At 71.0% G+C, this 20,956-nt stretch carries 15 protein-coding genes; 9 read left to right on the top strand and 6 right to left on the bottom strand.

Features of this window, described 5'->3' with window-relative positions:
- The first annotated feature begins 169 nt into the window (after nt 1–169).
- Nucleotides 170–421, top strand: coding sequence for a hypothetical protein (locus tag ACZ6SD_RS20560; protein ID WP_465318571.1), 252 nt, complete (start codon nt 170–172; stop codon nt 419–421).
- 1,852 nt (nt 422–2,273) lie between these two features.
- Here ACZ6SD_RS20560 and ACZ6SD_RS20555 read toward each other — a convergent pair.
- Nucleotides 2,274–2,540, bottom strand: coding sequence for a hypothetical protein (locus ACZ6SD_RS20555; RefSeq protein WP_465318570.1), 267 nt, complete (start codon nt 2,538–2,540; stop codon nt 2,274–2,276).
- 1,426 nt (nt 2,541–3,966) lie between these two features.
- On the opposite strand from ACZ6SD_RS20555, the gene ACZ6SD_RS20550 reads away from it, so the two are divergent.
- The 4 genes from ACZ6SD_RS20550 (at nt 3,967) to ACZ6SD_RS20535 (ending at nt 11,119) form a co-directional block, all read left to right on the top strand.
- Nucleotides 3,967–4,467 carry a hypothetical protein gene (locus ACZ6SD_RS20550; RefSeq protein WP_465318569.1) on the top strand — a complete coding sequence of 167 codons (501 nt, stop codon included), beginning with the start codon at nt 3,967–3,969 and terminating at the stop codon, nt 4,465–4,467.
- 259 nt (nt 4,468–4,726) lie between these two features.
- Entirely contained in the window at nt 4,727–9,700 is a 4,974-nt protein-coding gene (locus tag ACZ6SD_RS20545) for an NAD-glutamate dehydrogenase (RefSeq protein WP_465318556.1), read from the top strand.
- Between the two features lie 362 nt (nt 9,701–10,062).
- Nucleotides 10,063–10,494, top strand: a complete 432-nt coding sequence (locus ACZ6SD_RS20540) for an acyl-CoA thioesterase (protein WP_465318555.1) — start codon at nt 10,063–10,065, stop codon at nt 10,492–10,494.
- The gene (locus ACZ6SD_RS20535) at nt 10,487–11,119 is read left to right on the top strand and encodes a DUF8010 domain-containing protein (RefSeq protein WP_465318554.1); all 633 of its coding nucleotides are present in this window, start codon (nt 10,487–10,489) and stop codon (nt 11,117–11,119) included. Before ACZ6SD_RS20540 ends, ACZ6SD_RS20535 begins: the two co-directional genes overlap by 8 nt.
- Nucleotides 11,120–11,126: 7 nt before the next feature.
- On the opposite strand, the gene ACZ6SD_RS20530 is transcribed toward ACZ6SD_RS20535, so the two are convergent.
- The 3 genes from ACZ6SD_RS20530 to ACZ6SD_RS20520 all read right to left on the bottom strand — a co-directional run bounded on the left by ACZ6SD_RS20530 (nt 11,127) and on the right by ACZ6SD_RS20520 (nt 14,224).
- A complete protein-coding gene (locus ACZ6SD_RS20530; RefSeq protein WP_465318553.1) occupies nt 11,127–12,722 on the bottom strand; it encodes a glycoside hydrolase family 13 protein in 1,596 nt (531 codons plus the stop codon).
- A 92-nt stretch (nt 12,723–12,814) separates the two neighbouring features.
- The gene (locus tag ACZ6SD_RS20525) at nt 12,815–13,198 is read right to left on the bottom strand and encodes a globin (RefSeq protein WP_465318552.1); all 384 of its coding nucleotides are present in this window, start codon (nt 13,196–13,198) and stop codon (nt 12,815–12,817) included.
- A gap of 24 nt (nt 13,199–13,222) precedes the next feature.
- On the bottom strand, nt 13,223–14,224 hold the full coding sequence (locus ACZ6SD_RS20520) for a mechanosensitive ion channel family protein (protein ID WP_465318551.1): 1,002 nt from the start codon (nt 14,222–14,224) through the stop codon (nt 13,223–13,225).
- Nucleotides 14,225–14,385: 161 nt separating this feature from the next.
- On the opposite strand from ACZ6SD_RS20520, the gene ACZ6SD_RS20515 reads away from it, so the two are divergent.
- Entirely contained in the window at nt 14,386–15,051 is a 666-nt protein-coding gene (locus tag ACZ6SD_RS20515) for an HNH endonuclease (RefSeq protein ID WP_465318550.1), read from the top strand.
- Here the strand turns inward: ACZ6SD_RS20515 and ACZ6SD_RS20510 are convergent.
- Nucleotides 15,048–15,989 (bottom strand): hypothetical protein, encoded by a 942-nt coding sequence (locus tag ACZ6SD_RS20510; protein ID WP_465318549.1) that lies wholly within the window; start codon nt 15,987–15,989, stop codon nt 15,048–15,050. The two genes, ACZ6SD_RS20515 and ACZ6SD_RS20510, sit on opposite strands and share 4 nt — an antisense overlap.
- Before the next feature lie 554 nt (nt 15,990–16,543).
- Between ACZ6SD_RS20510 and ctaJ the strand changes: the two genes are divergently transcribed.
- Nucleotides 16,544–16,798: an aa3-type cytochrome oxidase subunit CtaJ gene (gene ctaJ / locus ACZ6SD_RS20505; protein ID WP_465318548.1), complete on the top strand. Its 255-nt coding sequence runs from the start codon at nt 16,544–16,546 to the stop codon at nt 16,796–16,798.
- Nucleotides 16,788–17,282, top strand: coding sequence for a DUF5130 family protein (locus tag ACZ6SD_RS20500; protein ID WP_465318547.1), 495 nt, complete (start codon nt 16,788–16,790; stop codon nt 17,280–17,282). The genes ctaJ and ACZ6SD_RS20500 overlap by 11 nt, the downstream gene beginning before the upstream one ends.
- A gap of 190 nt (nt 17,283–17,472) precedes the next feature.
- Here the strand turns inward: ACZ6SD_RS20500 and pepN are convergent, their stop codons facing one another.
- Nucleotides 17,473–20,040: an aminopeptidase N gene (pepN, locus tag ACZ6SD_RS20495; RefSeq protein WP_465318546.1), complete on the bottom strand. Its 2,568-nt coding sequence runs from the start codon at nt 20,038–20,040 to the stop codon at nt 17,473–17,475.
- 240 nt (nt 20,041–20,280) lie between these two features.
- On the opposite strand from pepN, the gene ACZ6SD_RS20490 reads away from it, so the two are divergent.
- Nucleotides 20,281–20,913, top strand: a complete 633-nt coding sequence (locus ACZ6SD_RS20490) for a DsbA family oxidoreductase (RefSeq protein WP_465318545.1) — start codon at nt 20,281–20,283, stop codon at nt 20,911–20,913.
- Nucleotides 20,914–20,956 lie beyond the last annotated feature (43 nt).

Below are 20,956 nucleotides of genomic sequence, written 5' to 3'. Positions count from 1 at the left end.
TCCCCCACCACCCACCGCGACGACCGCCCCACCATCCCTCGCCCCGCTTCCCAGCCCCCAGCCGAAACCCGCCCCGACTCAGGCGCGACCCGCCGCTCCCCTGACTGGCCCGATGCCGCCAAGGCCGTTGGTGAGCGTTCGGTTGACGATTCTTCGGTTCGCTCAGTAAATGAGTCTGCTCGTCACGGTTCGGGTGTTAACCGCCGCTCACCCGACTGGCCTGATGCCGCCAAGTCGGTTGGTGAGCGTTCGGCTGATGATTCTTCGGTTCGCTCGGTGGGTGAAGCGGCTCGTCATGGTTCGGGTGTTAATCGGCGCGTGCCGGGATGGCCTGATGCTGCTGAGGCTGTTAGTGAGCGTTCGGCTGATCATTCCGAGATTCGTCCGGTCGGTGGGACAGGTCGTCACGATTCGGGTGTGACCCGTCGTTCGGTGGATTGGCCCGGTGCTGGTGAGGGGTCGGGTGGCGAGACGGCTCGGCACGATTCGGGTGTGACTCGGCGAGCTGCTGATGTGCCCGGTAATTCGTCGGATTCGCGAAGTGGGAACGCTCGGCATGCTTCGGGTGTGACTCGTCGGTCGTCGGGTGCTTCCGTGGATTCCCCAGTGTCGGATTCGGTTGGTGGGTCGTCGGCCTCCGAGGCTGTTTCCGCCCGGCGTTCGGCGTCGGGGGTCGCGCATATCAGCCGTCGTGATTCTGGGGTGACGCGTCGGTCGAGGGCGGAATCGTCCGATGGCGTGGGCCGTGAGGTCGCCGGGGGTGGGCGGCATGATTCCGGGGTGACCCGCCGGGCCAGTGCTGCTGGGGGCGGACGCCATGATTCCGGGGTCACGCGGCGGTCTTCCGGGGTGCTGGGGCGTGTGGACCCGGCGGGTGAGCAGCGGGCGGCTGATCGCGACCAAGGCGTGCGCTGGCCTGGTGATTCCGAAGTCCAGCGCTCTGGTGAAATCGACCGTTCGCCGCTGGCGGACTCGCCCAGGTCGGGGCGGCACGATTCCGGGGTCACCCGACGGCAGTTGAGGTTGTCGTCAGCCGAGCAGGGGGAGGCGTCGTCGGCTGACGATGCCCGGCCGCGCTCCCACCGCTCCGGCGCCATCGCCCGCCCCGAACAGGAAAAGCGCCCCTCGGCCGCGCCCACAGACCACCAACAGTCCGCCGACCGGCCCGCCCGCCACCTGTCCGCGGCCACGAGACGGCGCCCGGAAACCCGCCAAACCGACGCCGAGCAGGCTGCGTGGCCCACCGCGGAGTCCCCCACCTCGGACACGCCGATCGACTCCCCCGCCCCGATCGAGCCCGCCACCGAACAGTCGTCATTCGAGCCACCTCCCATGAGCGTGTCGTTTGGGTCCCCTGCCGCGGGCGCCCCGATCAAGTCCGCTAGTGGACAGTCGTCATTCGAGCCACCTCCCCTGGACGTGTCGTTCGGACCCCCTGCCGCGAGTGACCCGACCGAGCCCGCTAGCGGACAGTCGTCGTTCGAGCCTTCACGGACGGGCGTGTCGTTTGCGACCCCTGCCGCGAGCGCGTCGATAGATCCGCCCCCTGCGGAGGCGTCTTTCAAGTCCTCGCACACGGACGCGTCGTTTGGGTCTGCCGCTATGGACGCCCCGACCGAGCCCGCCACCGGGCAGGCGTCGTTCGACCCATCTCCCAAGGGCGTGTCGTTTGGGTTCCCTGCCGCGGGCGCCCCGGTCGAGTCCGCTAGTGGGCAGTCGTTTGAGTCTTGGCGGACGGGTGCGTTGTTTGCGACCCCTGTCGTGAGCGCGTCGATGGAGTCTCCCGCCGCGGAGGCGTCGGTTGGGTCCGCAGCCATGAACGCGCCGGTCGAGCCCGCTAGCGGGCAGGCGTCGTTCGAGTCTCCTCACGCGCCTGCGTCCGTCGTGCGTGCGTCGGTTGAGTCCCATCGCGCGGGTGGGTCGACAGAGGCTCCCGCCGCGGGGGCCTCGCGCGCGGATGCGTCGTCCGAGTCCGCGCGGGCGTCGGTCGCTCCTACCGCTGACACGCCGGGTTCTCCGCTGGACAGCGCGTCGTCCGGGGTGTTCGGGCGTCGCGCCGCTCGCCGTGCGCGGGGTGCGGGGGCGGCGGGTTCGGATGACTCGGCTGCGTCGTCCGAAAGCGACAGTGTTGGCACTGAGTCCGCGCGGGCGAGCGGTGATTCCCGATCGTCGCGGCGGTCCCAGTCGGCGGCCGATGTGCGGTCGGTGCTCAGCCGGTTCGGGGTGACCGCGGCGGGCGGCGGGCGGCGCCGTGCCCCGGATGACGACGACTACTACTTCGACCCCAACGCCCTGGTCGACTTCACCTCGCCCATGCCGCCGGAACCGCCCCCCGCGCCCGCGGCGACCGAGCGGCAGTCGTTGTCCGGCAGGCTCAGCGGCAGCCACGCCCGTCCCGACCACACAGGACAGTCCACAAGAGACAGCAGGGCGACCCGGCGCAGCCGTTCCCTGGAACGCCGCCAGGAGGCCGACCAAGCGACCGTTCCGCCCGTTCCCGACCCACCGGAGATCCCAGAACCTCCCACGCGCCCTGACATCCCGACTCCACCCGAGCCGGACGACATCCCACCCGCCGCGCCGGAACCCACGGCCCCCGAGGTCGAGCCCCCGCCACACCTTGACGAGCCGACCGCCGGTTCCCGCGTGACGCCCCTGCCCAGCACCGGCCCCCGCCACAGCCGGTCGCTCTCCCGCCGCGACCTCGCCCGTCACTCGCCGCCCACCGACCCCCCGTCGAAGCCGGACAACCTCGCCGACCGTCGAGCCATCGACTTCGCCGCCCGCCTCCGTAGCCTCCCCCGCTCATCCGCGCTCGGCCTCGTCGGCCCCGAGTTCCGCGACCCGCCACCCGCTGGCGACCAGCCCTCCGACAGCGACGAACCGGGCTCCCCAGAACAGGAGGAGCGCGACCGTCCCCCTTTTCCGGCGCCCGCCGAGCGCGCACCGCTGGGCGAATGGTCCGTAGCCCCGACCCCCACGAACGCGAGCGGTAGCGCCGCTGCCCCGTCCGGTGGCTATCCGAACGCGGACACCGCCACAAGCGACAGCCCCACCGGCGGCTCTCGAACGGCTAGCGGGACCGCGGAGACGGGTGGGCTTTCGGGGCCAAGCGGTGATTCGGAGGATGGGGCACGCGGCCGTTGGGGGAGCGGGGCTGCTGACCTGGGTGGCTTGTCAGGATCGGGCGGTAGTTCGGCACGTGGGGCGAGCGACCATGTGGGGAATAGTGCGGCCAGCCTGGTTTCGGCGGTAGGCGGCGATAGTTCGGAAGGGACAGTTGGTCGGAGCGGGCCTTCCCGAGGGGAAAGCGACAGTTCGCCCGGAGTCAGCGGTCATGAGGTGAGTGAGCCCGCCGGGACGGGTGAGCCTGGGAATGCGGGAGGCGTGCGCCCGCCGAGTTCGGGTGACGCTGCCAGCTTCGGTGAAGCCGAATCCGGGGGCTCGGGTGAGCTATCTGGCGCGGGGCAGGTGAGTGGCGCGTGGGGCAGTGCCGCCGAGCTGTTCCGCTCCGGTGTGTTCGGCCGGGGCACGGTGCCGGCAGAGGACGATTCCGTTGCGCCGAGTGAGATTTCACGGACCCTCGCGGGCGCTGATGCGCCGAGCGTTGAGCGGGGGGCCTCTCCGCGCTCAGGTGGTGCGGAGGTGGGTCCCGGCGCGGGTGGCAGCGTGCCGGTGAGCGGGGACGCGCAAGGTGATGGCGGTGGGAACCGTGTGCGTGCTGAAGACGGTGGGGGGGCGGGCGGTAGGGCGGGTGACAGCGCGCTGGTGCGCGGGGACGCGCAAGGTGACGGGGGTGTGCGAGCCGGGGACGGTGCGGGCTTCGGGCGAAAGGCGGGGGATGGCGCCCTGGTGAGCGCCAGTGGTGTCGGCGATCGGGCCGGGGACAGCGTGCCCGTGCGTGACAGTGGCCCGGCGGATGGTGCTGCGGCTGTCGGAGACAGCGCCGAGGTGAAGGAGATCGCCGTGGCTGGGGTTGGGGCCGCGAGCGACCGTCCGGTGGACGGCGGCGCGTCGGACGCGAGCCCGGGAGCGACTTCCGAGTCGGCGAAGGGGAAGTCAGCGGACCGGCCGGTGGCTGAGGGGGCGTCGGGGCACGGAAGTGCGCAGCGGCGGCGGTTGGGGAGTCGGCGGGAGCGGACGAACTCCAGTGGGTTGGCGGATTTGCTGGCCGAGGCGTTGGTGGCGTTTCAGGAGACGCAGCCGGAGCGGTCCGTTGACGAGCAGAACCGGGGCACGCCGCAGTCGGACGCGGCTCGGTGGTCGGACTCCGGGTGGTCGGACAGCGCGCCGGGGCGGGCGGCGGAGACCGCGCAGCCGCGGAGGCGGGCGGCGGAGAGCGCGCAGCCGCGGCGGCGCGGGGCGGAGACCGCTGAGGTGCGGGCCGATCTGTCCGCGCCCTCGGGTGGGATTCGCGGGCGGCACCGGTCGTCGGAGTGGGCGCCCGCGGACATCGACAGCGGGTGAGTCTGCGAATCGCGGAAAGCGGGAGTGACGGCGGGGTTCGCGGGGCACACTGGTCGGGTGTCGGGATCGCGATAGCGTCGTCGGAGGGGGCGGAGCGTGCTTAACACGCCACTGAAACGTGTCGTTTCTGTGCTGGAAAACAAGCCTTCACATCGGTGCTGATCTTGGTCCCGAGGTGCGTTGACGGATTCCCGCCGCACTAGTGTGTAAGGGGTTCGCGGCACACCGACGTGCCGCCTAACGTGGAGCCAAGGACACAATGACCTCGACTGGATATACGTCCCGCACCGAGAGAGCCGTCAGCGTCGACGGCTCGGAGTCGGCGGGGCGGCCGGTCAGCACCAGCCCGGAACAGACCCGAGACGACCTCATCGAACGAGCGGCCCAGCAGGCCCCCGACATCGCCGACCTCATCCGCCTGTACTACCGGTACATCCCGCCGGAGGAGGTCATCGACGACGACCCCGTGAACCTCGTCGGCGCCGTGCGGTCGCACGCGCAGCTCGCCGAGCAGCGGGTCAAGGGGCGGCCCGCCGTCCGGATGCTCAACCCCAACCCCGCCGACGACGACTGGAGCGCGCACGGCTCCGTCGTGCAGCTGGTCACCGACGACATGCCCTACCTGGTCGAATCCGTCAGCGCGGAACTGGTGCGGCGCGGCGTGCAGGTGCAGCGCGTGGTCCACCCGATCGTCGTGGTGCGGCGGGATGTCGCGGGCGGGCTCAAAGAGGTGCTGCCCACCAGCGACCCCGACAACCCGCCGCAGGACGCGTTCGCCGAGTCGTGGATGCACATCGAAGTCGACCTGATCACCGACGCCGACCGCTCCCGGGAGATCGAGACCGGGCTGCTGTCGGTGTTGAACGACGTGCGCGAGGTGGTCGAGGACACCGACCGCATGGCGGGCACCGCCCGCGCGCTGGCCGACCAGCTCGAAGCGTCCCCGCCACCGCTGGACGCCCCCCAGATCGCCGACGGGGCCGCGTTGCTGCGCTGGCTCGCCGACGGCCACTTCACCTTCGTCGGCTACCGCAACTACGAACTCGTCGCGGGCGAGGAGGACGGCGAGCCAGCCCTGCGCGCGGTCCTGGCCAGCGGTCTCGGCGTGCTGCGCCAGGACAGCCTGGCCGCCCGCAGCCTCACCGCCGGCCCCGACACCGTCGCGCACGCGCTCGCCCCGAACCTGCTGGTGCTCACCGAGGCCAGCGCCCCCTCGACGGTCCACCGCTCGACTTACCCGTACTACGTCGGCGTCAAGACCTTCAACGACGCCGGTGAGGTCACCGGAGAGCACCGCTTCCTGGGCGTGTTCACCACTACCGCGTTGCACGAGAACGTTCTCGACATCCCGGTGGTGGAGCGGCGGGTGCGCGAAGTGATCCACCGCGCGGGCTTCCCGATGGAGTCTTATTCCGGGCAGCGGATGCTGGAGGTCATCCAGAACTGGCCGCGCGCGGAGCTGTTCTCCACCACCACCGACGCGCTCTACGCCACCGCCACCGGCGTCCTCGCCCTGGCCGACCGGCGCAGGCTGCGGCTGTTCCTGCGCCGCGACCCGTACGCCCGGTTCTTCTCGTGCCTGGTCTTCCTCCCGCGCGACCGCTACACGACCACCTCGCGCATCGCGATGCAGGAGGTGCTGCTCGACGAGCTGGGCGGGACGAACCTGGAGTTCAGCACGCGGGTCGGCGAGACCGCGCTCGCGCAGGTCTACTTCATCGTCCACACCGACCCCGGCAGGCACGTCGAGCCGGACGTCCAACGCATCCAGGAGCGCCTCACCGAGGCCGTGCGGAGCTGGGACGACCGCATGGTCGAGGCGATCTTCGCCGAGCAGCGCGGCCAGGTCGACGCGGGCGCCGCGGTCGGCGCTGAGTCGGCCACCGAGCAGGGCCAGCGCTACGCCAGCGTGTTCCCCGAGGCGTACAAGGAGGACTTCACCGCCGTCGAGGCGCTGGCCGACCTGCGCGAGCTGCAGGGTCTGCGCACCGAGTCCGACCTGGGCATGTCGTTCTACGTGCCCGCCGACGCCGAGCCGGGGGAGCGGCGGTTCAAGCTGTACCTGGCCGGTCGGGGCGTGACGCTGTCGCAGGTGCTGCCGGTGTTGCAGCGCATGGGCGTCGAGGTCGTGGACGAGCGCCCGTACGAGTTGCGCCGCGAGGACGGCGCCCGCTGGTGGATCTACGACTTCGGGCTGCGGATCGACCCGTCGGTGCTGGAGGGCCGCGGCGACGAGGCGCCCGACCGGCTCAAGACCGACTTCGAGGACGCGTTCGCCGCCACCTGGCGCGGCGACGCCGAGTCCGACCGGTTCAACGCCCTGGTCCTGCGCGGCGGGCTCACCTGGCGGCAGGCCGTCGTGCTGCGCGCCTATTCGCGTTACCTGCGGCAGGCGGGCACCCCGTACAGCCAGGAGTACATCGAGGACGCGGTCTTGGCGCACACGCGCGTGGCCACGGCTTTGGTGCGGCTGTTCGAGACCTGCTTCGACCCGTCGTCGTCCGCGGAGACCCGCAAGGGCCAGGCCGCCACCCAGCTCGCCGAGATCACCGAGCTGATCGACGGCGTGACCAGCCTGGACGAGGACCGCATCCTGCGCAGCCTGCTCACCGTCATCCGGGCGACGCTGCGCACGAACTACTACGTCCGCGACGCGGGCGGCGAGCCGCGCCCGTACCTGGCGATCAAGCTGGAGCCCGGGGCGGTGCCGGACCTGCCCGAGCCGAGGCCGCGGTTCGAGATCTTCGTGTACTCGCCCCGGGTCGAGGGCGTGCACCTGCGGTTCGGGCCGGTGGCCCGCGGCGGGCTGCGCTGGTCGGACCGGCGGGAGGACTTCCGCACCGAGGTGCTGGGCCTGGTCAAGGCGCAGGCGGTGAAGAACGCGGTGATCGTGCCGGTCGGCGCGAAGGGCGGGTTCGTGGTGAAGCGCCCGACCGCGCCGACCGGCGACCCGAGCCTGGACCGCGAGGCGCTGATGGCCGAGGGCGTCGCCTGCTACCGCATGTTCATCTCCGGCCTGCTCGACCTGACCGACAACCTCGACGCGGGCGTCGTGGTGCCCGCGCCGAACGTGGTGCGCTACGACGGCGACGACACCTACCTCGTCGTCGCCGCGGACAAGGGCACCGCCACGTTCTCCGACATCGCCAACGAGGTCGCCAAGGACTACGGCTTCTGGCTGGGCGACGCGTTCGCCAGCGGCGGCTCGGTCGGCTACGACCACAAGGCCATGGGCATCACCGCCAAGGGCGCGTGGGAGAGCGTGAAGCGGCACTTCCGCGAGCTGGGCGTGGACACCCAGTCCGAGCCGTTCACCGTGGTCGGCGTCGGCGACATGTCCGGCGACGTTTTCGGCAACGGGATGCTGCTCTCCGAGCACATCCGGCTGGTGGCCGCGTTCGACCACCGGCACATCTTCCTCGACCCCGACCCGGTCGCCGCGGTGTCCTTCGCCGAGCGCAAGCGGCTGTTCGAGCTGCCCCGCTCGTCCTGGGACGACTACGACCGCGCCCTGATCAGCGAGGGCGGCGGCGTGTGGCCGCGCACCCTCAAGGCGATTCCGATCAGCTCGCAGGTGGCCAGGGTGCTCGGCCTGCCCGCCGACCTGACCAAGCTCTCGCCGCAGGAGCTGATGAAGTCGATCCTGCTCGCCGAGGTCGACCTGCTGTGGAACGGCGGCATCGGCACCTACGTCAAGGCCAGCTCCGAGTCGCACGCCGACGTGGGCGACAAGGCCAACGACGCGGTGCGCGTCGACGGGGCCGCGCTGCGGGTCAAGGTCGTCGGCGAGGGCGGCAACCTGGGGCTCACCCCGCGCGGCCGGATCGAGTTCGCGCGGGCGGGCGGCAAGGTCAACACCGACGCCATCGACAACTCCGCTGGCGTGGACTGCTCCGACCACGAGGTCAACATCAAGATCCTGCTGGACAAGCTGGTTCGCGACGGCGACCTGGGCCGGGAGCGGCGCGACGCGCTGCTGGCGGAGATGACCGACCAGGTCGGCGAGCTGGTGCTGGCGGACAACTACCGGCAGAACGCGGTGCTCGGCGTCAGCCGCGCGCACGCCGGGCCGATGCTGCCCGTGCACGCGCGGCTGGTCGAGGCGCTGGAGCGGGAGAGCGGCCTGGACCGCGAGCTGGAGGCGCTGCCCTCGCGCGAGCGGTTCAAGGCCATGGACAAGGCGGGCGAGGGACTGACCTCGCCGGAGCTGGCGACCCTGATGGCGCACGTCAAGCTCTCGCTCAAGGAGCGGGTCCTGGCCAGCGAGCTGCCCGACCAGGACGTGTTCGCCCGCAGGCTGCCGGAGTACTTCCCGACCCAGTTGCGCGAGCAGTTCGGCCCGAGTGTCCAGGGGCACCCGCTGCACCGCCAGATCACCACGACGCTGCTGGTGAACGAGGTGGTGGACGGCGCGGGCGTGTCGTACGCGTTCCGGTTGGCGGAGGAGATGAGCGCCAGCGCCACTGACGCCGTGCGGGCGTTCGCGGTGGCGACCCGGGTCTACGACCTGCGGTCGATCTGGCGGGAAATCGGCGCCTTGGACAACGTGGTGGCCACCGACGTCGCCGACTCGATGGTGCTGGAGACCCGGCGCCTGCTGGACCGCGCGTCCCGGTGGCTGCTGTCGAACCGGCCGCAGCCGCTGGCGGTGGGCGCGGAGATCAGCCGTTTCCAGGACGTGGTCCGCGACCTGGTGCCCAAGGTCGGCGACCTGCTGCGCGGCCGGGCCCGCGAAGAGGCCGCGGCCGACGCTGACCGGATGATCCAGGCGGGGGTGCCCGCCGATCTCGCCAAGCGGGTATCCGCGCTGCTCGACGCCTATGGGCTGCTCGACGTCACCGAGGTCGCCGAGCTTGCCGAGCGGGACAGCGGTCTTGACGAGCGCAGTCCGCTGGAGACCGCTGAGCTGTATTACGCGCTGTCCGAGCACTTGGACATCGATCTGATGCTCACCTCGATCAGCGCGCTGGAGCGGGGCAACCGCTGGCACGCTCTGGCGCGGTTGGCGCTGCGGGACGACCTCTACGGGTCGTTGCGGGCGATCACGTTGGATGTGCTGGCCCAGAGCGACCCGGGTGAGCCCGCTGAGGTGAAGATCGCCTCGTGGGAGCGCACGAACGCGTCCCGGCTGAGCCGCGCCCGCGCGTCTCTGCAAGAGATTCGCGCGGTGGGCAAGTTCGATCTGGCGACGTTGTCCGTGGCCGCTCGTCAGGTGCGGAGCATGGTTCGGTAGCCGCGGCTCAGAGCCCGGAGGTGGCCTTGGGGACCTGTGCTGTCCCAAGGCCACCTCCGGGCCATGAGTCCGGTGTGCTCGCCGAGGACATGGTTCATGATCGCGAGTTATCCACAGGCAAGATCGTTCTCCCCTGGATTGTCGGCCTGGCGCGATAGACTGGAGCGGGGTCAGCCCCCAGGGTGGGTGGGGCTTTGTTGTGGGGCTGTGGGGCGGCGGAGAAGAGCCGGAGTCGGGCGTTGCGGGTTGCCGCGGATGCCCTTTCCAGGGGGGCGTGCACCCAGGGCAACCAGTCGGCGGGGGCGGGTTGGTTCGGCGCTAGGGTTGGCGTCTAAGCGAATCCGCGTGTGGGAGGGGCTCCGTTGGGTGTGTTCGTCGCCGAGGTGCGGCCGCGGTGGTCCGACATGGACCCCTATGGGCACGTCAACCACGCGAACACGGTGACTCTCCTGGAAGAGGCCCGGGTCGACCTGTTGTTCCACGAAGCCGCCCTGCGCGGCGCGGAGAACCTGGCCCGTGGGGTGGTGGTCGCCAAGCTCGCCGTCGACTACCGGGCGCCGTTGTTCGCCAACGGGCGCTCGCTGCGCATTGTCATGGGGGTGCGGGAGATCCGCGCCGCCTACTTCGTTCTCGACTACCGGGTGCACAGTGGGCCGTCGGAGGACGACCCGGTCGCGGTGACGGCGTCCACCACGCTCGCCCCGTATGACCTGGCCACCGGCAAACCGCGGCGGATCACCGACGTCGAACGCGACTTTCTCGCCGCCTGGCACAATGGGGGCAACGGTGCCTGAACTGGTCTTCGACGACCCGTCCGAGCGCGACGACCTCGGCGCGTTCGTCGCCCGGGCGGTGCGGCTCGATCAGCAGGCCGTTGTCCGGTTGCGCGGCCGGGAGGGCGGCCTGATCGACGCCTGGGTCGCCACGCCGTTCGACGTCCTGGCCACCCGGACCGCGCGGGGCGTCATCGAGCCGGGCGACACGACCGTCTCCGGCAGTGAGCTTCTCGCCGCCCTCGCGGTGGTGCGGGGCGATCGGCTCGACCCGGGCGCCCCCCGCGACATGATGTGGCGCTCGGCGCTGCCCCCGACCAAGCACTGGCAGATTGTGGACCGTGTGCCCGCGAGCATGGTTTCCGACCTCGCCGACAAGGGCCTGGCGGTGGCCAAGGAGAACGTCGGCCCGCAAGGCACCCCGCCCGCGTCTCTCCTGGACCAGACAGTGCTAACCGTCAGCGGTGACGGCCTGGAGATCAAGGTCCCATTGCGCTGTCTGTTCGCGCTGTCCGGCATGGGTTTCCTGACCGGCGGCGCCGACGAGCACATCAGGGTGACCGCCACCGACGCGTGGCTGCGCCTCGACGCCCGCTACGGCGCGGTAGTGCGGCGCAGGCACGCTCTGCTCCCCCTGCTGGTCTGAGACCCGGTCAGACCAGCCAGACGGAGGTCTCCGGCGGCAGGTAGTCGGTGTCCATGGGCCCGCTGGCCAGCAGGATGTCGCCGGGCGGCAGCGGCACCGGCGCGCCGGAGGTGTTCAGCGCGCAGATCAGGCCGCCGCCCTTGCGGCGGAACGCGAAGCAGCCGGGCGGCGCGCCGTACCACTCCAGTTCGGTGCCGTCGAACGCCTCGATCGTCTTGCGCAGCTCCAGCGCGTGCCGGTAGAGCGACAGCATCGACGCCGGGTCCTCCAACTGCGCCTCGACCGTCAGCGGCGCCCACTCGTGCGGCACCGGCAGCCACGTCCCGGCTGACGACGAGAAGCCGAACGGGGGCGTCTCGCCTTCCCACGGCACCGGCACCCGGGCGCCGTCGCGGCCGCGTTCGGTGTGCCCGGAGCGTTCCCACATCGGGTCTTGCAGAGCCCAGTCGGGCAGGTCGACGTCGGGCAGGCCCAGTTCCTCGCCGTTGTACAGGTACGTCACGCCGGGCAGCGCGAGCAGCACCAGCGCCATCGCCCTGGCCCGGCGCACGCCCAGGTCGCCGCCGCCGTAGCGGGTGACGTGGCGGGGGACGTCGTGGTTGGACAGGGTCCAGGTCGGCGGGGCGGGCGAACCGGCGACCGCGGCCAGTGAGTGGTCGATGGCCCGGCGCACCGTGTCGGCGTCGAAGTCGGCGTCGACCAGCTTGAAGTTGAAGCCCAGGTGGAGTTCGTCCGGGCGCACGTAGCGGGCGAACCGCTCGTCGGTGTCCACCCAGATCTCGCCGACGGCGATCGTGCCCGGGTACTTGTCGACGACCTTGCGGATCATGCGGTGGATCTCGTGCACGCCCTCGTTGTCGAACCGGGGGTCGTCGGCCGGGTGCGACTGGGCCCCATGCACTTCGATCAGCGCCGGGTCCATGTCCGGCAGCCCGGGGGCCTTGGCCATGCCGTGCGCGACGTCGATGCGGAAGCCGTCGACGCCCCGGTCGAGCCAGAACCGCAGCGTGGCGACCAGGTCCGCGCGGACCTCGGCGTCCTCCAGGTTCAGGTCCGGCTGCTCGGGGGCGAACAGGTGCAGGTACCACTGCCCGTCCGGCACGCGGGTCCACGCCGGGCCGCCGAAGATGCTCGTCCAGTTGTTCGGCGGGATGGCGCCGTCGGGGCCTAGGCCGTCGCGGAAGAAGTACCGGTCGCGTTCCCGGCTGCCCGGGCCCGCGCGCAGTGCGGCCTGGAACCACTCGTGCTGGTCGCTGCTGTGGTTGGGCACCAGGTCGACGGTGACCTTGATGCCGTGGGCGTGCGCGTCGGCCACGAGCCGGTCGAACGCGGCCAGGTCGCCGAAAAGCGGGTCGACGTCTCGCGGGTTCGCGACGTCGTAGCCGTGGTCGGCCATCGGCGACTGGTAGAACGGGGTCAGCCACAGGGCGTCCACGCCCAGCAGCTCCAGGTAGCCGAGGCGGGAGCGGACGCCTTCCAGGTCGCCGACCCCGTCGCCATCGGAGTCGGCGAACGAGCGGACGTAGACCTGGTAGAAGACCGCGTCATGCCACCACGGCGGCGCGGGAGCGCCATCTTGTCGGGGGTCGGCGGTTCGTCGCACGATGGTTGATCCTGCCATTCGCCGTTGTTGGACTCCCCGAAGTCCGCGTCACTGGGCTGTGATCTTGAACTGGGCCGCGCTCTCGCCCAGCGTCAGATCCAGCTGTTGAGCATTCCGTTCGCCGCCATCTCCAGGTACTGCCACAGCTGGGCGCGGTGCTTTTCGGACAGCCCCGCTTCGTCCACCGCGATCCGCATGCAGCGCAGCCACGCGTCGCGTTGCAGCGGGCCGATAGTGAACGGTTGGTGGCGCATCCGCAGGCGCGGGTGTCCACGCTGGTCGGAGTAGGTGTGCGGGCCGCCCCAGTACTGCATGAGGAACAGCCGCAGCCGCTCCTCGGCTGGCCCGAGGTCGGGCTCGGGGTAGAGCGGCAGGAGCACGTCGTCCTTGGCTACCTCGGCGTAGAACCGGGAGACGATCCGGCGGAACGTCTCCTCGCCGCCGACGGCGTCGTAGAAGTTCTCGGGAGTGGCCACGTCTCCATCCTCGCTTACGTCCCGTTAGGCGGGGGACGGGGGGAACAGTCGGCCCATCGGCGGCTGGATGCCCGCCTCCTCGATCGCGCCCATCGCCCGCGCGCGCAGCGCCCGCTGCACCGCCCACTGCCTGCCGGGGCGGACCTTGACCGTCATCCGGACTGTGATGCTCTCCGGGGTCACCTTCTCCACGCCCAGGATCTCCGGCGGCTCGATCACGTCGCTGGCGAACGGCTCCTCGCCGGTGACCTCGGTGGCCACCCGGTCCAGCAGCTCGGTGACCGCGTCGACGTCGACGCTGTAGCCGACCGGCAGGTCGACCACGGCCACCGCGAAGCCCTGGCTGGAGTTCCCGACCCGCAGGATCTCGCCGTTGCGCACGTACCAGACGGTGCCGTTGACGTCGCGCAGCGTGGTGACCCGCAGCCCGACGGCCTCGATGGTGCCGCTGGCCTCGCCGACGTCGACCACGTCGCCGACCCCGTACTGGTCCTCCAGCATCATGAAGATGCCGGACAGGAAGTCCTTCACCAGGTTCTGCGCCCCGAAGCCCAGCGCCACGCCGACGATGCCCGCCGAGGCGATGATCGGCCCCAGGTTCAGCCCCAGCTCGCCCAGGACCAGGATGAACGCCAGGCCGTAGACGATGAATGTCACCATCGACTTGAGCACCGACCCGATGGTCTTCGCCCGCTGCGTGCGCCGCTCGGACAGGATGGAGCCCAGCGCCTGCGGCGCGCGCTCCTTGAACGGTCTCAGCAGCGTCGGCTTTCTGCCGCCGTCCTCGCCCGCGGCGTCCGCCGCGCCGTTGCCCGCGGTCAGGCGCTCGATCAGCCTGCGCGCCAGCAGCCGGATCGCGACCGCGACCACGACGATGAGCAGGATCTTGAGCGGCTTGGCCACGAGCCAGCCCGCCGAGGCGGCCAGCCACTCGTTGTTCGTGAGCCGCCACACCTCCGCGCACCACGATCCGTCCTCGGTGATGCAGGCGGGCGGTTCCATCGTGAAGGGAAGTGTCGGAGTCATCGGCGCCGACGATAGCCACGCCCCCCGACCGGGTCGAGGTTGGGCCGGACGGGACAAGTTCACCCTGAATTAGCGGGGTGATCCGGGACACGTCACAGATCACACGTGCACTCAGGGCCTCAGTTGTGGTCGACTTAAGCAGCACTGGTGGAGGTGGTCGAGTGCCAGACCGACAACCGACCCGCTTCGGCGCGCCCATGGGGCCCGCGCCGCGGACAGCGCTGTGCCCGGAACCGGGCCCGACTGCCGCGCCCGCCCGAGCCGCGCCGAGCTGCGCTCCCGCGCCCAAGCCGCCGCCCCCGGTGTCGTCCTGGGGCAGACGCAGGGTGCTGCTGCTCAACACCACCTTCGAGCCGCTGACCGCGCTCTCGCTGCGCCGCGCCGTCGTGCTGGTGGTGTGCGGGAAGGCTGAGGTCGTCCACGGCGATCCCGCCGGGATGGTCGTGCACTCGGCGACGTCGAGCGTGGTGATTCCGTCGGTGATCCGGCTCAGCAGCTACGTGCGGGTCCCGTACCGGGGCCGCGTGCCGCTGACGAGGGCCGGGCTGATGCACCGCGACCGCTACCGCTGCGCGTACTGCGGGGGTCGGGCGGAGACTATCGACCACGTGGTCCCACGCAGCCGGGGCGGCCAGCACACCTGGCAGAACTGCGTCGCGTGCTGCGCCAAGTGCAACCACCGCAAGGCGGACAAACTGCTCTCCGAGCTGGGCTGGCGGCTGCGGGTCGTGCCCACCGCGCCTCGCGGGCCGCACTGGCGGCTGCTGGCGGGAGTGGTCGACGCTGACCCGTTATGGCTTCCGTACCTCGGCGAACCAGCGGCCTAGGCGCAGGTGACGCGAGTGCCCCGGGTGACCCTGGTCCCGCGAGTGACGCGGGTGCCGCGCTCGTGGGCGGTGACCCGGGTGCCGCGGTGCTGAGCGGTGACGCGGGTTCCACAGGTGACCCGGGTGCCGCGGTCCTGGGCGGTGACGCGGGTGCCGCGCTCGCGCGAGATGACTCGGTTGTCGCGGGTGACCCGGGTGCCGCGGTGCTCGGCGGTCACTCGCGTTCCGCGAGTCACGCGGGTGCCGCGCTCGCTCGCGGTGACGCGCGTGCCTCGGCCGTCGTGCCGCGAGGTGACTCGCGTTCCTCGGGTCACGCGGGTGCCGCGTTGGTCGGCGGTGACGCGGGTGCCCCGCTGCTGGGCGGTGACCCTGGTTCCCCGGGTGACCCGGGTGCCCCGGTCCTGAGCGGTGACGCGGGTGCCGCACTGGGAAGTGACCCGGGTTCCACGGGTCACGCGGGTGCCGCGCTCGGCCGCGGTGACGCGCGTTCCGCGAGTGACGCGGGTTCCCCGCTCCTGGGCGGTGACCCGAGTTCCCCGCGTGACCCTGGTGCCGCGCTCGTCGGCGGTGACGCGCGTTCCTCGGGTGACCCGGGTTCCGCGTTCCTGGGCGGTGACGCGCGTTCCGCGAGTCACGCGGGTGCCGCGCTCGTCCGCCGTGACCCGGGTGCCGCGGTCCTCGGCGGTGACGCGGGTTCCCCTGGTCACTCGGGTGCCGCACTGGGCGGTCACCCGCGTTCCCCGGGTGACCCTGGTGCCCCGTTCTTCTGCGGTGACCCTGGTGCCGCGGGTGACGCGGGTTCCGCGGTCCTCGGCCGTGACCCGGGTTCCCCTGGTCACTCGGGTGCCTCGCGAGTCGGCCGTGACCCGGGTTCCGCGGTCTTCGGCGGTCACTCGGGTTCCCCTGGTGACGCGGGTGCCGCGCTCGTCCGCCGTCACTCGGGTTCCCCGTTCCTGCGCCGTCACCCTCGTCCCCCGGTTAGTCAGGGTGGCGGTGGTGCTGACAGTGACTCGCGTGCCACGATCGTGTCCCGTGACTCGGGTCCCTTGGGTGATAGTCCACGCCCCAGGGGTGACGCAGGCGCGCCGAAACTCACACCGGCCTTGCGTCTGGTCGTCCATATGGGTGATGATCATTGCCGCGTCGAGGGAAGCAATGGTGTACATGGAGTGGCCTCCTGAGGGCGGTTGCGCATCAAATGAGCGGAAGGTCGACTTCGCAAGGGCCGTACAGGTGAAAGCTATGACCCTGATGCGTAACCGACAAGACGTCAACCTGCTGGAAGGGCTCCGACGTGCGCAGTTGAGGCCGTTCGCCCCCTGGTGATAGGCCCAACGAGCTACGACCGCGGACGTCAGTCGGCCGATGCGGCTTACCAGGAGAGCACCAACCGCTCACGAAGCGCGATCATGGCTCGCGACGTCGCTGCCAGGGGCTTCGCGCGGTGGGAGCCGCCGCTGTGGGTGTGGGCTCGTCGGTTACCGTATCGCCTGTGACGCCCGTCGAGACCATTCTCGTCTTCGCGGCGATCCCGCTGGCCATCTACGGTGTGATCGCCCTACTGACACTGCGTGAGAGGTTCGCCAAGAGCCCGCGCTACCGCCCCGGACAGGAGTGGGAGCACCCGCCGGTCTGGTGGACGGCGAATCCCGCCGGACTGGGGGCTGGCCATGCCGCTGTCGCTCCCGCGCAGGACGACCCGGCGCCCCGGCGCACGGCCAAGGGAGGAGCCCGCGGTGGCTGGTGAGGTGATTCGGGCCGACGCCGACCCGACCGTCGAGGATCCCGAGCACGGCTACGGCGCCGCGGTCACGGCCAGCGGCCGGATCTCGGTGGCCAAGCAGAAGACGCCAGCGCCCGCCGGGCTGCCGTTCACCACGGTCCAGCTGACCAGGCTCGACGAGGCCCTGACGCTGTCGTCGCGGGCCACCGGCCTCGGGTTCAGCGTCTACCTCGGCGACCTCGGCGAGGACACCCGTGACCGCGCGGAGGAGCTGCACGCGGGCATCGGCGCGGCCTCGGCCGAGTCGGTGCTGATCGCGGTGTCGCCCGGCCAGCGCAAGGTGGAGATCGTGACGGGCGCGGAGGCCGCGCGCCGCCTGCCCGACCGCGGCTGCAACCTCGCGGTGATGAGCATGGTCGCCTCGTTCAAGGAGGGCGACCTGATCGGCGGGCTCGTCAGCGCGCTGCGGATGCTCAGCGACCAGGCAGGCGAAGCGCACCGGCGCTGAACCCGCCGGGATAGTCCGTTCGCCGATGTGAATTAATCCGAACAGGCTACGGCCGGTTCGCCGAACGGCAGCGGGTCCGCTGCTCCGAACGCGCCGTCGATCACCGTTGTCTACTGGACGGTAGCCCTCAGTAGGGGCTCAAGAAAAGTGCCCCCGCCGACCCGGCGGGGGCACTTTCACATTTCGGGGGTCAGGAGCCGTCGAACTCCCGGGCCGCCAGGGCGCGGACGATGCCCGCCCGGCCCTCCGACACCAGCCTGCGCAGCGCGGGCGGGTGCTCGCCCGCCAGCCACTCGTCCGCGGCGGCCACCGTGCTCTGGGCGACCGCCCAGGCCGGGAACAGGCCAAGCGCGACCGACTGCGCGCGCTCGCTGGAGCGCCGCGCCCACACGTCGGCCACGTCGGCGAAGTAGCGGGCGGCGTACGGGGCGAGCAGCTCGCGCTGGGCGGGGTGGGAGAAGCCGTTGATGATGGCCTCGTTCACCGCGTTGGGCAGCGCGTCGTCGTGCACCGCGCGCCGCCACGCCTCGGCCTTGTCGGCTTCGGTGGGACGCAGGGAGCGGGCCCGCTCGGCCTGTCGGTGGCCCGCGGCCGTGGAGTCGGTCTTGAGCTCGGCGTTGATCTCGTCCTCGCCCGCGACGCCGTGCGCGACCAGGGCGTGCAGCAGCCGCCAGCGCAGGTCGGTGTCGACGACCAGGCCCGGCAGCGGCGCCGACCCGTCGAGCCAGCCGCGCAGCGTGGCCAGCTTCGCCTCGTCCAGCACCGAGCCGGACAGCGAGTTGACGAACGCGAGCTGGTGGTCCGAGCCCGGTTCGGCGGCGCTGGCCAGCTCCAGGATGCGGTCGGTGAAGACGCCCCAGCCGGTCGGAGCCCACCCCGGGTCGGCGTACGAGCCGAGCGCGGTCTGGGCCTGCAGCAGCAGTCGCTGCACGACGCCGACCTCGGTCTCGGCGGCCAGGCCGTGGCAGACCAGGGTGACGAAGTCGCGCGCCTTGAGCTCGGCCTCGCGGGTCATCTCCCAGGCCGCTGACCAGCACAGGGTGCGCGGCAGCGGCTCGGTGATGTCGCCGATCCGGTCGATCAGCGTGGTCAGCGAGCCCGGGTCGAGCCGCATCGTGCAGTAGGTCAGGTCGTCGTCGTTGACCAGCACGAGCTTGCCGCCCGGCACGCCGACCAGCTCGGGCACCTCGGTGCGCTCGCCGTCGACGTCGATCTCCACGCGGTGCGTGCGGACCAGCTTGCCCTCGGCGTCGTCGTAGACGCCGATCGCGACCCGGTGCGTGCGCAGCTCGCCCTTGCCCGGCTTCGCGCCGCCCTGCAGCACCGCGAACTCGCTGAACCGGCCCGCGTCGTCCAGGGCGAACCGGGCGCGCAGCGAGTTCAGGCCGGTGGTCTCCAGCCACTGCGCGCTCCACCAGGACAGGTCGCGGCCCGACGCCTCCTCCAGCGCGCCGAGCAGGTCGGCCAGGGTCGCGTTGCCCCAGGCGTGCTTGCCGAAGTAGACCCGCAGGCCGGACAGGAAGTTGTCCAGCCCGACGTAGGCCACGAGCTGCTTGAGCACGCTCGCGCCCTTGGCGTAGGTGATGCCGTCGAAGTTGACCTCGACCGCCTGCACGTCGGGGATGTCGGCGGCCACCGGGTGCGTCGAGGGCAGCTGGTCCTGCCGGTACGCCCAGGACTTCTCGATGTTGGCGAAGCTGGTCCAGGCGTGCTCGTACTCGGTGGCGGTGGCCTGGGCCAGGACGCTGGCGAAGGTCGCGAACGACTCGTTGAGCCACAGGTCGTCCCACCAGCGCATGGTGACCAGGTCGCCGAACCACATGTGCGCCATCTCGTGCAGCACCGTCTCGCAGCGTCGCTCGTAGGCGTAGCGGGTCACCCGGCTGCGGAAGACGTAGTCCTCCAGGAAGGTGACGCAGCCCGCGTTCTCCATGGCGCCCGCGTTGAACTCCGGCACGAAGCACTGGTCGTACTTCCCGAACGGGTAGGCCACGCCGAAGTTGTCGTGGAAGAACGCGAAGCCCTGCTTGGTCTCGGTGAACAGCCGGTCGGCGTCCATGTGCTCGGCCAGCGACGCGCGGCAGTAGATGCCCAGCGGGATCGTGCCGTGCTCGTCGGCGTACTCGTCGGTCCACTGCGCGTACGGGCCCGCGACCAGCGCGACCAGGTACGTCGACATGGGCTTGGTGGTCTCGAACTCGTGCCGGGCCGCGCCGTCGACGCCGCCGCGGACGTCGGTCACGGCCGCCACGGCGGCGTTGGAGATGACCTTCCAGCTCCGCGGGGCGATCACGGTGATCGCGTAGGTGCCCTTGAGGTCGGGCTGGTCGAAGCAGGCGAACATACGCTTGGCGTCGGCCGTCTCGAACTGCGTGTACAGGTAGACGCTCTTGTCCACCGGGTCGACGAAGCGGTGCAGGCCCTCGCCGGTGTTCATGTAGTCGCAGGTCGCGACCACGGTCAGGACGTTGTGCTCGGCCAGGTCGGTGAGCGGGAGACCGCCCTCCTGGGTGTAGGCGGACACGTCCAGCGCGACGCCGTTCAGCTCGGCCGTCAGCACCGCGCTCGCGACTAGGTCGATGAAGGTGGACGCGCCTACCTCCCGGCTGGTGAAGCGCACTGTCGTGCGGGAGGAGAACGTGCTCTCACCGGGCTGGCCGACGCCATCGGTGAGGTCCAGCTCGATGGAGTACGACTCCACCTCCACCAGCGCGGCGCGCTGCTGGGCTTGGTCTCGGGTCAGGTTGGGCGCGGCCACGGAACACCTCGGCGGACTCGTCGGTGGGTAAAGGGCTGGGGAACTGGAGGACAACTTCGGAACTGACAATCGCATCCAATCACGACCTACCTAACGCCGGTGGCGAGGAGGCTCGGGAAGCTTTGCCGCGGGGATGACGTTGCAGCGTCGCGGGGGGACTGGCTGCCCGCCGAGTGGGTGAAGATCCGCGCAGGACGTGACAAATCCTCAGCCGAAGATCAAAATTTTGGGAGAGAGTCCATGACCGCAGTGCGAGAAGTGCCCGCGACCCGGACCAAGGTCGACTTCTACTTCGACCCGATCTGCCCGTTCGCCTGGATCGCCTCCCGGTGGATCATCGAGGTCGAGAAGCACCGCGACATCGATCTGCGCTTTCGGGTGATGAGCCTGTCGGTGCTCAACGAGAACCGCGACGAGCTCCCGGAGTCCTACCGCGAGCTGCTGGCGGCGGGCTGGGGGCCGGTCCGGGTCCTCATCGCCGCCGCGCAGGCGCACGGCGACGAGGTGCTGCGCGATCTCTACACCGCGATGGGCACCCGCTTCCACAACGAGGGGCGCGACGACCGCATCGAGGTGGTCAAGGCCGCGCTCGCCGAGGTCGGCCTCCCGGCCGAGCTGATCGAGGCCGCCACCAGCGCCGAGTACGACGACGCGCTGCGCAAGTCCCACCACGAGGGCATGGACCCGGTCGGCGACGAGGTCGGCACCCCGACCATCCACATCGACGGGGTCGCGTTCTTCGGCCCGGTCCTCACCTCCATCCCCAAGGGCGACGACGCGCTCAAGGTGTTCGACGGCGCGCGCCTGCTGGCGGGCTACCCGGACTTCTTCGAACTCAAGCGCAGCCGCACCGGCGAGCTGAACTTCACCTGAGCAGGGGAGCGGGCGCCCGCGGCGTGTGACGTTCCCGGTCGTG

Source organism: Actinokineospora sp. NPDC051303 (assembly GCF_055586285.1).
The sequence above is the reverse complement of the archived record's forward strand: the minus strand, read 5'-3'. Positions and strand labels throughout refer to the sequence as shown.

What these genes read in the sequence shown, in the direction of transcription:
- ACZ6SD_RS20545 (WP_465318556.1), top strand. Translation starts at nt 4,727, where the DNA reads ATGACCTCGACTGGATATACGTCCCGCACCGAGAGAGCCGTCAGCGTC.
- ACZ6SD_RS20490 (WP_465318545.1), top strand. Translation starts at nt 20,281, where the DNA reads ATGACCGCAGTGCGAGAAGTGCCCGCGACCCGGACCAAGGTCGACTTC.
- ACZ6SD_RS20520 (WP_465318551.1), bottom strand. Translation starts at nt 14,224, where the DNA reads ATGACTCCGACACTTCCCTTCACGATGGAACCGCCCGCCTGCATCACC.
- ACZ6SD_RS20560 (WP_465318571.1), top strand. Translation starts at nt 170, where the DNA reads ATGAGTCTGCTCGTCACGGTTCGGGTGTTAACCGCCGCTCACCCGACT.
- ACZ6SD_RS20555 (WP_465318570.1), bottom strand. Translation starts at nt 2,540, where the DNA reads ATGTCAGGGCGCGTGGGAGGTTCTGGGATCTCCGGTGGGTCGGGAACG.